Origin of the sequence: Subtercola boreus, from assembly GCF_006716115.1 — a bacterium.
In the GTDB taxonomy this organism is placed as follows: domain Bacteria; phylum Actinomycetota; class Actinomycetes; order Actinomycetales; family Microbacteriaceae; genus Subtercola; species Subtercola boreus.
In genome coordinates, this window is sequence record NZ_VFOO01000001.1 from 2307545 (window position 1) to 2322962 (window position 15418).

General features: G+C 69.0%; 12 protein-coding genes. 6 read left to right on the forward strand and 6 right to left on the reverse strand.

Annotated elements, in window-relative coordinates; genetic code table 11:
* The first annotated feature begins 31 nt into the window (after nt 1-31).
* Entirely contained in the window at nt 32-1429 is a 1398-nt protein-coding gene (locus FB464_RS10755) for an NHL repeat-containing protein (RefSeq protein ID WP_142206669.1), read from the forward strand.
* A gap of 203 nt (nt 1430-1632) precedes the next feature.
* On the opposite strand, the gene ahcY is transcribed toward FB464_RS10755, so the two are convergent.
* Nucleotides 1633-3156, reverse strand: coding sequence for an adenosylhomocysteinase (gene ahcY, locus FB464_RS10760; protein ID WP_116413863.1), 1524 nt, complete (start codon nt 3154-3156; stop codon nt 1633-1635).
* Nucleotides 3157-3273: 117 nt separating this feature from the next.
* On the reverse strand, nt 3274-3486 hold the full coding sequence (locus FB464_RS10765; protein WP_116413862.1) for a DUF3499 family protein: 213 nt from the start codon (nt 3484-3486) through the stop codon (nt 3274-3276).
* Between the two features lie 61 nt (nt 3487-3547).
* On the opposite strand from FB464_RS10765, the gene FB464_RS10770 reads away from it, so the two are divergent.
* On the forward strand, nt 3548-3988 hold the full coding sequence (locus FB464_RS10770) for a metallopeptidase family protein (protein ID WP_116413861.1): 441 nt from the start codon (nt 3548-3550) through the stop codon (nt 3986-3988).
* A gap of 41 nt (nt 3989-4029) precedes the next feature.
* Here the strand turns inward: FB464_RS10770 and FB464_RS10775 are convergent, their stop codons facing one another.
* From FB464_RS10775 to FB464_RS19820, 3 genes are all read right to left on the reverse strand, one after another.
* Nucleotides 4030-5445, reverse strand: a complete 1416-nt coding sequence (locus tag FB464_RS10775) for a DUF5719 family protein (RefSeq protein ID WP_116413860.1) — start codon at nt 5443-5445, stop codon at nt 4030-4032.
* Between the two features lie 7 nt (nt 5446-5452).
* Nucleotides 5453-8494 (reverse strand): glycosyltransferase family 2 protein, encoded by a 3042-nt coding sequence (locus tag FB464_RS10780; protein WP_116413859.1) that lies wholly within the window; start codon nt 8492-8494, stop codon nt 5453-5455.
* A gap of 125 nt (nt 8495-8619) precedes the next feature.
* Nucleotides 8620-8955, reverse strand: coding sequence for a WhiB family transcriptional regulator (locus tag FB464_RS19820; RefSeq protein WP_281279803.1), 336 nt, complete (start codon nt 8953-8955; stop codon nt 8620-8622).
* A gap of 298 nt (nt 8956-9253) precedes the next feature.
* On the opposite strand from FB464_RS19820, the gene FB464_RS10790 reads away from it, so the two are divergent.
* On the forward strand, nt 9254-10228 hold the full coding sequence (locus tag FB464_RS10790; RefSeq protein WP_116413857.1) for a GlxA family transcriptional regulator: 975 nt from the start codon (nt 9254-9256) through the stop codon (nt 10226-10228).
* 28 nt (nt 10229-10256) lie between these two features.
* Here FB464_RS10790 and manA read toward each other — a convergent pair whose 3' ends face one another.
* Nucleotides 10257-11516 (reverse strand): mannose-6-phosphate isomerase, class I, encoded by a 1260-nt coding sequence (gene manA / locus FB464_RS10795; RefSeq protein WP_116413856.1) that lies wholly within the window; start codon nt 11514-11516, stop codon nt 10257-10259.
* A 197-nt stretch (nt 11517-11713) separates the two neighbouring features.
* On the opposite strand from manA, the gene FB464_RS10800 reads away from it, so the two are divergent.
* From FB464_RS10800 to FB464_RS10810, 3 genes are all read left to right on the forward strand, one after another.
* Complete coding sequence (locus FB464_RS10800) at nt 11714-12898, forward strand: acyl-CoA dehydrogenase family protein (RefSeq protein ID WP_116416455.1); 1185 nt, start codon at nt 11714-11716, stop codon at nt 12896-12898.
* Nucleotides 12899-12976: 78 nt separating this feature from the next.
* A complete protein-coding gene (locus FB464_RS10805) occupies nt 12977-14362 on the forward strand; it encodes an O-antigen ligase family protein (RefSeq protein WP_116413855.1) in 1386 nt (461 codons plus the stop codon).
* Between the two features lie 68 nt (nt 14363-14430).
* Entirely contained in the window at nt 14431-15399 is a 969-nt protein-coding gene (locus FB464_RS10810) for an FkbM family methyltransferase (RefSeq protein ID WP_170151863.1), read from the forward strand.
* Nucleotides 15400-15418: the final 19 nt, after the last annotated feature.

Genomic DNA, 15418 nt, shown 5'->3' on the forward strand with positions numbered 1-15418 from the left:
CAGTGTCGCTGTAAACCCGAGCAATCACCGCGTGATCGTAGCGGACAGCCTCCTGACGCTCGTCACGATCTTCGATGGGTCTGAAGCGGCACCCACGCGCATGTCTCTCAACGTCGGAGCGTTCCCCTCCGGAGTGGCCGTCGATCCGGGAACGCAACTGGCGTTCGTCACCCTTCCTGCGAAGGACCAGGTTGCCGTCGTCGACCTCGGGGCCACGACCCCGGTACTCCTGCGCACCATCTCAGTCGGCGCGGCACCCAACTCGGTGGCCGTCGACCCGATCCTGCACACGGTGTATGTGGCGAACAATGGGTCGTCGAGCGTCTCGAAGTTCGTCGGCGACGACATGACGCCCACTGTCTCCACGATCGGCGTCGGTTCGAAGCCCGAAGGCATCGCCGTCGACACGACAAACCACACGGTGTTCGTCGCCAGCCAGAGCACGAGCACCATCGCACGGTTCAGCGGGAGCGATGCGACACCGACCGTCACAACGATCACCGGCGCCACGAATGCCGGCGCTCTTGCTGTCGACAGTGCGAGGGGACAGGCCTACGTCGTAGACGGTGCGGACGACAGGGTCTTCCGTTTCAGCACACTGTCCCTCTCACCGACGCTCACGCCGATCAGCGTGACAGGAACGCCCGCCGGAGTTCTTGTCGATGCTGAATCGGGTCAGCTCTATGTCACGACGCGAAGCACGAACAGTCTTGTTCATTTCGATGCAACCGCGACCGCGACCGGCACACCGACGATGACAACGGAGGCGGTCGGGGGGAACCCGAGTGTCATAGCCATCGACACTTCGCTGGCCAGCCGCACGGTCTACGTCAACAACCGCGGGGGCAGCTCGGTGAGCCGCCTGGACGGAGCGCTCCCCGTCGCCCCTGTCCTGACCTCAGGTGCACCACCCGCCGCAACTGTCGGCACGCCATACAACTTCGTGTTCACTGCGACGGGACGTCCGGCCCCGGTCTTCACGTCATCACTTCCGGTAGGTGGAGACTTCTCAGTCCGCGACGACGGGACCCTGTCGGGAACCCCGACTACGGCTGGCCCGGTCACCTTCGGGCTCACGGTCCTCAACGGCGTGGCACCAATCGTGCTCACCATGGTCACCATTCAGGTGAATGCCGCCCCGACCCCAACGCCTACACCAACACCGACACCGACGACTGGTCCGACCTCGACTCCGACACCGACAGGCACGGGCGGAGCGGGAGCCGGCGGATCGGGCTCTGGCGAGTCAGGCACGGGCGGGGGCGGAATCGGAAACGGAGCAGGTGGTGGCCCGTCGAACGGCGGAGGGCTGGCGCACACCGGGCAGTCGATCGACGCGTCGGCACCGATCGGAGTCGCCGGGCTTGTGCTGGTCGCTGCGGGCGCAGCACTCGCTATGAATCTCCGCGGGAAGGCCAAGCGCCGCTGAACAGCCTCGCCCACCCCGAAGCCTGAAACAGAGAAGAGGACGTGGGCCCCGGTGAGTGCAATTCGCACTCTTCGGGGCCCACGTCCTCGTTCACGTCAGGCCGGAAAGGCCGGTTCCGCAGGACGTAGCTGCCGCGCGATCAGTAGCGGTAGTGGTCGACTTTGTAGGCGCGACGCGCAAGCGTCGCGTGACCCGCCGCGCGATCAGTAGCGGTAGTGGTCGACCTTGTAGGGGCCATCGACGGGCACGCCGATGTAGGCGGCCTGAGAGGGGGTCAGCACGGTGAGCTCCACGCCGAGGGCGTCGAGGTGGAGGCGGGCGACCTTCTCGTCAAGGATCTTCGGCAGCACGTACACGCCGACGGGGTAGTTCTCCGGCGAACCGAACAGCTCGATCTGCGCGAGCACCTGGTTCGTGAACGAGTTGCTCATCACGAAGCTGGGGTGACCAGTGGCGTTGCCGAGGTTCATCAGGCGACCCTCGGAGAGAACGAGCACCGAGCGACCGTTCGGCAGGCGCCACTCGTGCACCTGCGGCTTGATCTCGACCTTCTCCGCACCGGCGACACGCTCGAGCCCGGCGATGTCGATCTCGTCGTCGAAGTGTCCGACGTTCGAGACGATGGCGAGGTTCTTCATGCCGAGGATGTGGTCGACCGTGATCACGTGCTGGTTGCCGGTGGTGGTGACGAAGATGTCGACGGTGTCGAGCACCGACTCGATGCGGGCGACCTGGAAACCGTCCATCGCGGCCTGGAGGGCGTTGATAGGGTCGATCTCGCTGACGATCACGCGGGCGCCCTGGCCTTTGAGCGCTTCGGCAGAACCCTTGCCGACGTCGCCGTAGCCGACGACGAAGACGACCTTGCCGCCGATCAGGACGTCGGTGGCACGGTTGAGGCCGTCGGGCAGCGAGTGCCGGATGCCGTACTTGTTGTCGAACTTCGACTTCGTGACCGAGTCGTTGACGTTGATGGCCGGGAATCGCAATTCGCCGGCGGCCGCGAGCTCGTAGAGGCGGTGCACGCCGGTGGTGGTCTCCTCTGTGACGCCGCGGATGTCGGCCGCGATGGTGGTCCACCGGTCGCCCGACGAAGCCAGCGAGCGACGCAGCAGGTCGAGCACGACCGTGTATTCGTACGTGTCGGTCGGCAGAGCATCCGGAACCGCACCGGCCAACTCGAACTCACGGCCTTTGTGCACCAGCATCGTGGCGTCACCACCGTCGTCGAGGATCATGTTCGGGCCGGTGAAGGTGTCGCCGGCGGCGGCGGCCTCGGCGCTCCAGTCGAAGGCCTGGTTGGTGCACCACCAGTACTCTTCGAGGGTCTCACCCTTCCAGGCGAACACGGGCACGCCGGCGGGAGCGGCGGGTGTTCCCGTGCGGCCGACGACGATCGCGGCGGCCGCTTCGTCCTGCGTCGAGAAGATGTTGCAGCTCACCCAGCGCACCTGGGCACCGAGGTCGACAAGCGTCTCGATGAGAACGGCGGTCTGCACGGTCATGTGGAGCGAGCCCATGATGCGGGCACCCGCGAGCGGCTGAGAGTCGGCGAACTCCGAGCGGAGGGCCATCAGCCCGGGCATCTCGTTCTCGGCGAGGCGGATCTGGTGGCGGCCGGCCTCGGCGAGTGACAGGTCGCGCACCTTGAACGGGAGCGCGGTGACTGCCGGGGAGGCAGCGGCAGGCGAGGCAGCGGCGGGCGCAACAGTGGGAGCAGAAGTCATGCCCCCATTATCGCCTGCAACCCTGTGCGCCGCCCGATCTGCGCAGGGCTTGCGCATTGGATGTCGCAAGGTCACGCCCGAGGTTCTACTGCGCCGCCCGCAGGGCGGGTCCTATATTCAGTACTCGTTGCCCACGGACACGTACCGCACGACCTGCCAGCCGCGTGGCGCGGACATGGATCGCGTGTGCCGCACGCACAGGTCGTAGCTGCCCGGCTCGTGTTCGAGGCTGAGCGGACCGAGCACGGCCATCGAGTCGGCGTAGACGTAGGTCAGCGTCGAGACGGGCTCGCTCTCGCAGGCCACCCGAGAGCAGGTTCTGGTGTTCATCCCTGCCAGAGTAAGCCGCAAGCCGCCACGGGCGTGGGGTGCCGCGCCGTAAGCTGGTGTCATGCCACGTTCACGGCGCTCCGGTTCAGCGAAGACCTCCACGGCCCGATTCCGCAATCGTCACGGCCGTACCCTCCGCTCGTCGGTGACCGGGCCGCACCTTCCTCCGCTCCGCACGCGCATCGACCTGTTCGAGATGACGGTCGCGTCGACGGCCGACTACCTGAAGGGGGTCTGGCCCGAGGAGCTGGCAGATGTGAGGTTCGAGATCGGAGCGATCCCGCTCGGGATGCCGGCCGAGGGCGCACCCGTGGCACGCTGGAGTGTGATCGGGCGGCGCATCATCCTCTTCCGCCTGCCGATCCAGCGCATGTCGAAGCTGCACCGTGACGACGAACTGCACAAGCGGATGGTGATCGAGAGCTGCGTCTTCCGGGCCGTCGCCGAACTGCTTGGGAAAGACCCGTGGGACCTGGCACCCGACAGGTTCCGGCACTTCTAGGCACGCACCGGGCTAGCACCGGCGCGACCGCACCGAGCGGGTCAGCCCCCGGGGTACACCGTGATCGGTGACGCCAGCGGGCTCGCCGGACTGACCGCGTAGGCCGAGATCACCCCGTCGCCGAGGTACCCGACGGCCGCCCCGAGCGGAGCGCTGGTCGTCACCGTGTAGAGAGTCGATGTCGTGAGCGGGATGCTCGAGGCCGAGTTGCCGGCCACCGTCGCAGTCACCGGGGTGCCGTTCGCGGGTGTGAGGGTGACCGCCGCATCCGAATCGCCGGAGTTCGAGAGCATCAGCAGCGGATTCGGCCCGACCGTCGTGGCGAACAGGAACGTCCCGCTGAGGGCGGGGCTGGCCTGGTACCAGGCGAAGTCGGTTCCGCCGCTCACGACCGAGGAACGCGACCCGACGACGACGGGCTGGTCGGAGGTCACGGTGAGGCTGTAGCTGTCGTCGGGCAGCGACGGGAACGGGAAGTCGGTCACGACCCCCGCGAGCGCACTGTAGCTCGCCGAGACGTCGGGCACCCCGAGCGTCTCGCTCTTGAACGTCACGGAGACAGCCGCTCCGGCGGCACCGGGCACGAACACCCGGAGCGCGGCAGGCAGGTCGCTCGACGCCGGGTCGGCGGCGCGTTCGGCGATCGCGCTGGTGCTGACGATCTGCATTCCGGCGATGGTGTGGGTCGTGGCCGGGGCCTCTGTCGGGCCCGCGACATCCACTCCTCCCGGGTCGAGGCTCCGCACGATGCTCTGCTGGAGCGTCGCATAGACCTGCCCGCCGGTGGCGGTGACGTGGATGACCGGCGAGACCGCATCGGGCGCGAGGCCGGCGAGCGTGAGCGACTTCTGCGTGTTCGCGGGCACGACGATGCCGCTCGCCCCGGGTGCGGGCACCGGCCCCGCCTCACTGAAGATCGCGAGGCTGACGGTGGCGGAGACATCCGTGGGGTTGCTGAGCACGATGACGCTCGAGCGACCGGTGGTCGTGGATCCGGCCGCCAGCCAGCTGTCGGCGGTCGGCTCGGCGCAGGCCGAGGTGGCGAGGCCGATCAGGTCGCCCCCGTCGAACGACTGCTCGGACTGGCTTCCGGCGATCAGGATCCCGGCTGCGCCGGACGCGGTGAGCCTCAGCGGCTTCGCGTCACTGCCGGGCGAATCGGGTACCGCGAGGTCGGTTGTCGTCACGTCGGTGCCGTCGGGGCTGCTCCCGGCCACGATGGAGAACGCGCCGCCCACGGACTGCAGGCTCGACGAACCACCACCCGTGTCGGTGGGGACGGTGACGAAGGGTCCGGGGCAGACCCGGGTCTGGTCGGATGCCACGGGGGTCACGGTCACGCTCGGCACGCCGGTGTTCACCGAAGGCCACGGCACGGTCGCTGCAGCCGTCACCGCGGCGATTCCGGCCGCGAGCACGACCACGCTGGTGGCGATCCGGAGGCTGGTGCGGGCCACAGAAGCTCTACTCGCCACGGTTCACCTCCGGGGTCGTCGGGGAAGAGGACGAGGAGGAGGAGGAAGCGGAAGCGGAGGACGAGGATGCCACGAGGTCGCCCGAGCCCTCCGGGTCTTCGGCGAGTTCGCCCTCGGCCTGCTCACGTTCGAGCTGTTCCCGCTCCGCCTGCTCCCGTTCGAGCCGCGCGAGTTCCTCCTCGTCGATGAAGACGGGTTCGGGCACGTCGTCGACGGCCGTGACCGCACGCGGTCCGTGCGCCTCGAGGCGACCGGCGGGCAGGGCGAGCAGCAGCACCAGTCCGAAGACGATCGCCTGCACGATCAGGATGAGGAGGCCGGTCGATGTTCCGGTGTTCGTGGGTTCCGGGGCGGGAAGGGCCGAGAAGCCGGGGGTACCGGTGATCTGCCAGAGTTCGCCGGCGAACGTCTGGCCGATCGGGGTGAGCGAGGCGTTGGCGTCGAAGGAGCTCGCGGCCCGTGCGACGACGGCGGAGGCATCCGCCGTGCCGGCCCCGGTCGCCGGCGAGAGCACAATGAACTCCACGCCCAGGCGGGCGAGTTCGACACTCGCGTCGGTTCCGCTCCGGGAGGCGAGGTTGCCGACGAGGTCGGCGAGCTGCGATTCGGTGTCGCTCAGCCCTGTTCGCGTGGCGTCGAGCGTCGACTGGGAGTCGAGCGTCGCACCGGTGCCGTGCACGACGGCCGCGGCGAGGGCACCGGAGGCCAGCGGCGTGAGCACGAGCGTGCCGACGCGCGGGTTGCCCGCTGCCTCGGCGGTGACGAAGGCGGGCAGCGCGTCGCCGGACGACGCGCGCACCGTGCTGGTGCCGAGCAGCATCGACGTGGCGAGCGGCACCGCCAGCACGGCGATGGCAAGCGTCGCGAGCACCGCCGGGATGCTCGCGAGCCGGGTGAAGGTCGAGAGCCCGGCGACGGCGGCACCGACGATCCCGAGCCAGGCGAGGCTCTGTCCGGGAGCGGGCCAGACCGAGACGGCATCCGGCCCGGTCGAAGCGACCGTGACGAGCGTGCAGCCGAAGGCGGTCGCGAATCCGACGACAGCGATCGCGACTCCAGCGGCCGCGCGGCCCGGCCGGGGAAGGAACAGCGCGGCGAGAGCAATCAGCGCGAGCGGTAGCACGAGGATGGCCGCCACGAGTTCGACCGTCGGGGCATCGATGCCCACGGCGGATCCGATGTCCGACCAGCCACCGACACCGGACTCCGGCAGTCCGATCAGCAGGTCGAGAAGACTCACGGAACCGTGCGCCGCGGGCGTGCCGGGGTCGGCGAAGAACGCGAAGGGTGTGCCACGCAGGAACTGCTCGGCGGCGAGCGGCAGGGCCAGCACGAGGGCAGGGATCGGGATGCCGATGTAACGCGCCACCGCACGCCGCGAGAACAGCACGGCTCCGAGCCAGATCACGAGCAGGGCAGGCCAGAGCGAGGGCGCGGCGGCGACGGTGGCCGCGAACAGCAGCGACGCGATGGCCGAAGCCGACCACGAACGGGCGGCCGAGAGGGCCGCGAGGATGAGCCACGGCAGCAGGAGGTGGGCCAGAATCGCGCCGAGGGCCCCTGCGTCGAGCGAGGCAAGAAAGGGCGGGGCGATGGTCCAGAGGATCGCCGCGAAGACGCGGAGGCCGGCCCGCGTGGTGAGCTTGGCCGCACAGAACCACGCCGCGAGCGCGGCGAGCGGCAGGGCGAGGAGGTAGAGCACGACCAGGCCGATCGACGGCGACCAGAAGGTGATCGAGCCGAAGATCGACAGCAGGTAGGTGAGAGGGTCGGATGCCCCCACGAAGCCGAGGCCGAGATCACGCCAGCCGTAACCGACGTTCGCCCAGAGCCCGCCCGGGCTGCCCGAGAGCGGCAGGAACGATCCACCGACGATCGCCTGCGCGCGGAACAGCGGGAAGAAGAGAACTGCGCTGGCCACCGCGGCCACCACCACGATCGCGGCACCCCCGCCGGAGAAGAACTGCAGTTCCTCGTGCGCACCGCGGGCACCGCGGGCCCGGGAGAGGGCGAGTTCGCGGAGCAGGGCGTTGCGGCGGCGTACTTCGGCGCCAGGCACACGGAGCGGGGTGATGGCCTTCCAGCCGACCTTCTTCGTGGTGCGGATGCGCTTCCGCGCCTCGCCGACCCGGCCGCTGAACGCCGTGCGGAACGCCGCGGCGAACTCTCCTGCGACAGCACCGGGCTGCTTGCGGAGGACCTGGAAGAACGTTCGGACGACCGCGAGCGGTACGAGGCTGAGCCAGTGGAAGAGCACGGCGAAAGCCGGCGCGTAGACGAGGCGCCGGTGCAGCTGCGCCGCGCGTCGGACGGACTGGCGGCGACGCCGCTCACCGCCCTTTGCCGAGGCGCCCGGACCGCTGTACCCGTCCCCGCTCGTGGACACGCGCGCATCGGGCACGGCGATGACGCGGTGGCCGGCGAGCCGCACACGGATGGAGAAGTCGAGCGCGTTGTCGGCGGTCGGCAGGGCGGGGTCGAAGCCGCCGAGCTCGTTCCAGACGGTGTGGCGCACGAGGAGCCCCCCTGCACCGACCCCGAGCACGTCGCTCATGCGGTCATGCTGGGCCTGGTCGAGTTCCCGTTCGACGAGCTGCACGCTGGCACCGAAACGGGTCACGGACTCGCCGAAACCGGCGATGAACGAGGGGTTCTCCCACTCCATCTGCTTGGGGCCCGCCGCGGCGACGGAAGGATTGACCTCGACGGCCGCAAGAAGAGCGGCCAGGGCATCCGGTGCGGGAGCACTGTCGTGCGCGAGCAACCACAGCCATTCGTCTTCGGACTGGGGTGGGCTGACGACGCCCAGTGCATGGGAGACAGCGGTGCCGAACGGGAGCCGGGAGGAGGCCGACAGGAAGCCGTTCGGCTGCATCGCGGTGAGCTGGGCCGCCGAGTCGTCGCTCGAGGCGACATCGACGACCACGAGCGAATCGGGCTGCCGAGTCTGGCCTCTCAGCGCATCAAGGGTGCGCGGAAGCCGGTCGGCCCCGTTGTGGGCGACGAGAATGGCAGTGACTCGGGCTTGCATCCCTTAGACACTAGGTTCGGGGAGGGGTCTTGCCGGTCGCCCGTTCGGCGCGCCACGAAAATGACATTCGAGCCTGTACAGGCCCTGCTGGTTGGCTGTGAGCGACGATCGAGCAGCGCTGGCGCTCAGCCGGCCTGCTTGCGGAGCTTCCGACGTTCACGTTCGGAGAGCCCGCCCCAGATGCCGAACCGCTCGTCGTTCTGGAGGGCGTACTCGAGGCACTGCGACTTGACTTCGCAGGTCTGGCAGATGCGCTTCGCGTCGCGCGTCGATCCGCCCTTCTCGGGAAAGAACGCCTCGGGGTCGGTCTGCGCGCAGAGCGAGTCGGTCTGCCAGGCGAGAGGATTGTCGTCGACCTGTCGCACGCCTGGCACGCCGAGCAGAACCGGGTCGACGAACCAGTCGTCGGGGACACCGCTCGCTCGCTTGAGCGAACTGAACTGCGAACCTGCGGGCTGCAAACCTGACGACTGCACCCCTGACGACTGCACCCCTGCTGACTGCTCTGAGCGGAACTCTGCTTGCGACATATCACGCTCTCCTTTCTGACAGACCCCGACCTGCCGAGTCTTGCCGAAAAACCCCTAGCCATAATTACACCGGTGTAGTTCGCCCACGTCAAGTCGCAGATCGTAAACCCTCAACTCCGCATTAAAGGTTCGGCGCGCCCAGCGTGTCTGACCCCACTTCGGGCGACAACGATCACCGCGGGAGGGGGCGCAGTGGCACGAATCGCACGCCTGTCGATAAGCTGCCGTCATGCTCCGGAAGATCGTGCTCCTCGCCCTCCCCCACGTCGCCCCCTTCGAGTTCGGGGTGGTCTGCGAAGTGTTCGGCATCGACAGGAGCGAGATGGGTGGCCCGGCCTTCGACTTCCACATCGCGACGGCCGAGCCCGGACCGGTGCCGACGAGCCTCGGCTACGACATGGTCATCACCGAAGGGTTGGACTGCTGCGCCGACGCCGACCTGATCGCGGTCGCGGCCCACGCGATCGGCGAACCGGTGCACCCCGAGGTCGTCCGGGTGCTGCGGGAGGCGGAGGCGCGAGGAGCGTGGATCCTCAGCGTCTGCAGCGGCGCGTTCGTGCTGGCGGAGGCGGGCATCCTCGAGGGCAGGCGTGCGACGACACACTGGATGCACGCCGAACGCCTCGCGCGGGAGAACCCCGGCACGGCCGTCGACCCCGATGTGTTGTTCGTCGAGGACCGCCGCGTCATCACCGGCGCCGGCACCGCCGCGGGCATCGACGCCTGCCTCCACCTCGTCCGCACCGAACTCGGTGCCGCCAGCGCCAATGTCGTGGCCAGGCGGATGGTCGTTCCCCCGCAGCGCTCCGGGGGCCAGTCGCAGTACATCGCCGCACCGGTCCCGCCCGTGCGGAGCGACTCGTTCGCTGCGGTCACCGAGTGGATGATCGACCACCTCGACGAGGAGCTGCCGGTGGAGGAGCTCGCGAGGCGCGCCCTGATGTCGCCGCGCACGTTCGCCCGCCGGTTCCGCGCCGACCTCGGGACGACACCCGCGGCGTGGCTCAACCGGCAGCGCCTGCTGCGCGCGCAACTGCTGCTCGAGGAGTCCGACCTGGGCCTGGACCGGGTCGCCGCCGAGACGGGTTTCGGCTCGGCGGCCGTCATGCGGCACCACTTCGTGAAGGTGCTGCAGACGACGCCGGCCGCCTACCGGCGCACCTTCGGGCAACTGGGGCAGCAGCTCGCAGAGCAGTCCGCCTGAGCCGGCCGGCGATGAGTGGGGGGTGGCGCTAGGCGCGGGCGCCCGGGGCGGCGAGGAACAGCTCGCCCGAGCCGGTGAACGTGAGCTCGCCCTCGTCGGGCGTCACGAAGAACGCCGACCCCCGGGCGACGTCGACGCTGCCGCCGGCCGAGGAGACCGTGACGCTCCCGGCTGTCGCGATCACGATGGCCGGGCCGAGCGGCAGGTACCGCGAGGGGGTGGTGGCCGCATCCGGAGCCACGGCCCCCGCACCCTCCACTGCACCCTCCCCCACGACGACCCGCACCAGCACGAAGTCGGTGACGTCGGGCTGGAACTCCTCGATACCGGGGGCTGGATGCCCGGGCACGAGGTAGGGCACGGGCAGCGACTCGAACTGCAGCACGCTGAGCAGCTCGGGCACGTCGATGTACTTCGGCGTCAACCCACCGCGCAACACATTGTCGGAGGCTGCCATCAGCTCGACGCCCAGCCCCTTCAGGTAGGCGTGGATGTTGCCGGCCGGCAGGAAGAGCGCCTCGCCACGCGCCAGCGTCACCCGGTTCAGCAGCAGCGAGAGCACCACGCCCGGGTCGCCCGGGTATTCCGCGGCGAGGTCGCGCACCGTCGCGATCGCGGGGCCGAACGCCTCGCTCGTGAGACCCTCGGCGAGCGCCGTCACGTGCAGGGTCAGCGCCTCGACCTGCTCGCTGCCCGAGAGCAGCCACTCCACGCTCGACTCGAGCGCGTCGGCCGTCTCGCCGCCGAGGTGCGCCTCGAGGGCCGCCAGCAGTTCGGGTTCGGGAAGGGCGAGCCGGGCATCCGCTGCCTGCAGCTCGGCGACGATCGCGCGGATCTCGGCCAGCGAACGAAAGCCGCAGAGCGCCTCGAAGGTGTCGCTGAGCGCGTAGATGACCTCCGGCTTGTGCAGCGGGTCTTTGTAGTTGCGGTTCGGCGCATCGATCGGCAGTCCGGCCGCGTTCTCGCGGGCGAAGCCCTCCTTCGCCCTGCCGAGTGTCGGGTGGGCCTGCAGCGACAGCGGGCCGCCCGCCGCGAGGATCTTCAGGAGGTAGGGAAGCTGTCCGTGGGCTCCGGATGCTCCGCCCGGGTCGCGGGAGATCCACTCGGCCAGGTCTGTGGCGCCGCCCGTCAGCTCGGGGTCGTCGATCACGCTCGGTGAGGAGGGATGCGCCCCGAGCCACAGCTCGGCCTCAGGCCGACCCGTGGGCGCCGTTCCGAGGAGGTCGCTGATCGCCCTCGCCGAGCCCCAGGCATAGTCGCGGGGGGTGTTGGAGATGGGGACGAACATGGCGTGACCTCACGATCGGACCCCTGGCGGGGCACTGGGCGGCTTATGAGCGTTCTACAACAGGTCGAAGCCGTGTGGGAACCCTCTTGGACCAAACTACCAACCGGGTGTGAACCCACGGGTCAGCGACGTAGGCTGGCGGCTGATTTCACGGTGAAGTGGACTCTGCACGTCGAACACGAATGGATGATCACACGATGACTTTCGAGCCTCTGGCCAGCGACTTCTTCGGCTACTCCGATTCCCTCAGCACGGAGGAGAAGGAGCGCCTTGCGGCCCTCCGCGAGTACCTCGAGGCCGAGGTGAAGCCGATCGTGAACGACCTGTGGGAGAAGGCCGAGTTCCCCCACCAGGTGATCAAGCGCCTCGCCGAGCTCGGGCTGTACGAGTTCGCCTGGAAGGAGACGAAGACCTTCGAGAACTCGGCCGTCTTCCGCGGGTTCGTCGCGCTGGAGCTGGCGCGCATCGATGCCTCGGTCGCCACCCACGTCGGCGTGCACAACGGCCTGGCCATGGGATCGATCAGCGTCGCGGGCTCCGAGGAGCAGAAGGCGGAGTGGCTGCCGAAGATGGCGAAGGGTGACATTGTCGGCGCGTTCGGCCTGACCGAGCCCGACTCCGGTTCCGACTCCGCGCAGGGGCTCCGCACGGTGGCGACGCGCGACGAGGCCACGGGCGACTGGATCCTGAACGGCTCGAAGCGCTGGATCGGCAACGCCACCTTCAGCGACATCACCATCATCTGGGCGAAGTCGGCCGAAGACGGCCAGGTGAAGGGCTTCATCGTGAAGACCGACACCCCCGGCTACACGGCGACGAAGATCGAGGGCAAGCAGTCGCTCCGCATCGTGCAGAACGCCGATATCACGCTCGAGAACGTGCGGGTGCCCGAGTCTCTCCGGCTGCAGAACGGCAACAGCTTCCGCGACACGGCCGCGGTGCTGCGACTCACCCGCGCGGAGGTGGCCTGGGCCGCGGTCGGCAACTCGATCGGCGCCTACGACGCGGCGGTGCGCTACACGAAGCAGCGCGTGCAGTTCGGCAAGCCGATCGGATCGCACCAGCTCGTGCAGGACCTGCTCGTGAAGAGCCTCGGCAACATCACCGCCAGCCTCGGCATGGTGGTGCAGGTGTCGAAGATGCTGGATGCGGGCACCCAGCGCGACGAGCACTCGGCACTCGCCAAGGCATATGCCACGTCGCGCATGCGCGAGACGGTGGCCTGGTGCCGCGAGGCCCTCGGCGGCAACGGCATCGTGCTCGAGTACGACGTGGCGCGCCACTTCGCCGACGCGGAGGCGCTCTACTCCTACGAGGGCACGCGCGAAATGAACACGCTGATCGTCGGCCGGAAGATCACGGGGTTCGCCGCGTTCGTGTGACGGCCTGATAACGATTGCCGCCCGGCACCCCCTTTCTCAGGGGTTTGCCGGGAGGCCGCTGGCTAACCTTGAGGCCTCATGACCTCGACGCCCCGAACCGACCCGCTCGGGATGTCGCGCGCCCACCGCGTGCCGGTGGTCGAAGAGCAGGCACCCTCGCCGGTCGGCCGCATCCGTCTCGCCGGCTTCGTGCTCTTCACCGCGCTGGGAGCGGATGCCTGGCAGAGCCTCCTCGGCTGGCCGGCGTTCATCGTGCTCGTGGTCGGCCTGTCGGTGGCCAGCGGTGTCGTGCTCGTGCGCACCACGCGGGGCCGCGGCGTGCCGTGGATGCGGTACTCGAAGCCGCTCGCCGCCTTCCTCGTGCTCTGCGCGGCGAGCATCGTCTGGTCGCAGTACACCTTCGCCACCGCGCTCGGCGCGACGGCACAGCTCGTGACGGCGGTCGCGGGTGTCTTCATCGCCGTCACGCTCTCCTGGCTCGAGATCCTCCGGGCGCTCGGCACCGCTCTCCGCTGGCTGCTCGGGCTGTCGCTCGTCTTCGAGCTGTTCACCGCGATCTTCGTGCGCGGCGACCTGCGGGCCCTCTGGCTGTTCTCCGGCGGCCGTGGCGTGCCCGACGACTACCAGTGGAGCACCTCCTCCCTCTTCGTGGGCGGCCCCATCCAGGGCATCGTCGGCAACCGCAACCTGCTCGCCTTTCTGGTGCTGCTCGCCCTCATCGTCTTCGCCATCGAATGGGTCGAGAAGACGAGGCGCCCGGTCTCCTCCGCCGTCTGGATCGGGGTCGCCCTGCTCGAGCACGGGCTGACCCGGTCGGCGACTGTGCTGATGGCGACCATCGTGGTGGCCTTCGTGCTCGTGGTCGCGCTGCTCATCCGCCGGGTGCCGGTCGAGAGACGGCTGGTCGTCTATCCGTTCGGCATCGCGGGAGTCGTGATCCTCGCCATCGTCAGCATCCGGCTCGCCGACGACTTCTTCCCGCTGCTCGGCCGGAGCGACAACCTGACCGGCCGGCTGGCCATCTGGGACACCGTCGTCGACCTCGCCTGGCAGCACCCGTGGGGCGGGTGGGGCTGGATCAGCTACTGGGCGCCGTGGGTGGAGCCGTTCAAGAACCTCGTCGTGCAGGACGGCACGGTCTACCTCCAGGCACACAATGCGTGGATCGACATCTTCCTGCAGCTCGGCGTGGTCGGCCTCTTCGTCTTCGGCTGCCTGATCGCCGCGACCATGGTGCGCTCCTGGTGGATGGCGGTTGACCCTCCCTCACCGATCGTCGGCGTGCCGACGCCCTTCCAGGCCATCTCGCTGCTGCCACTGCTGTTGCTGACGGCCCTCGTCATCCAGAGCCTCACCGAGAGCCGGCTGCTCATCGAGGGCAACTTCCTGCTGCTGGTGCTGCTGGCCACGAAGGTCAAGCTGGATCCGCTGCCTCTCGGGCCTCCGCCGCGCGCGCTCCGCTGACACGCAGGCCGAACCTATAGGGTCGGATGGCGACGTTCAGTGTTGCCCGCCGTCGGAAAGGACCCCCCGTGCCAGATCTCAACGTGTCTTTCGCCCAGAACGGCGAGGACATCGTGCTGTGGAGGGCCTTGGGGCACATCGAGGGGGGTGTGTACCTGGATGTCGGAGCCAACGACCCCACCGACGACTCCGTCTCGCGGAAATTCTACGACGCCGGCTGGTCGGGGATCGCGGTCGAGCCGAACCCGGTCTACGCGGCAGCCTTCCGGGAGGAGCGGCCCCGCGACGCGGTGTTCGAGGCGGTCGCCAGCGACAGCGCCGACGAGACGATGAGCCTGCACCTCATCGAGGGGACCGGCCTCTCCACTCTGATCGACGGCATCAGTGCCGAACATGAGCAGTCCGGTTTCGCGGTGCGGGACATCGTGGTACCGGTCATCTCGCTGAACGAGGCGATCGAACAGGCCGGGCTCGCCGGGCGCGACCTGCACTTCCTGAGCATCGACACCGAGGGCGCCGAGGCGCAGGTTCTCGCCTCTCTCGATTTCACCCGCTTCCGGCCGTGGGTGCTGGTGATCGAGGCGACCGCGCCGATGAGCACCAAGCGCGTGCACGAGGGCTGGAGCGGCATCGTCGAGCAGGCCGGCTACGAGTTCTGCTTCTTCGACGGACTGTCGCGCTTCTACGTGGCCGGGGAACGCGCGGCCGAGCTGAAGGCCGACCTCGAGTACCCGGCCGGCATCCTCGACGCGTACACGCCGATCCGCCAGCTCGATCTGCAGGAGACCCTCGCCGCGACGCGCGCGGAGCTGGCCGCCACGGCTGAGCGGTTGCACAGTGAGGCGACGCGAGCGGCGGAGGTCGCTCTGCGGCTCGCTACAGTCGAGCAGGAGTCCGCCACGGTCCAGGCGGAACTCGACCGGAGCCGCCAGCATGAGGCGGAGCTCGGCCAGCTGGTCGCAGACCTGCAGAGGACGCTCTCCTGGCGCATCACCGCGCCGCTCCGGAAGGTTCGGACACTCCGCAGCGGCCGCTGACCGGCAGACCGGCCGCTCA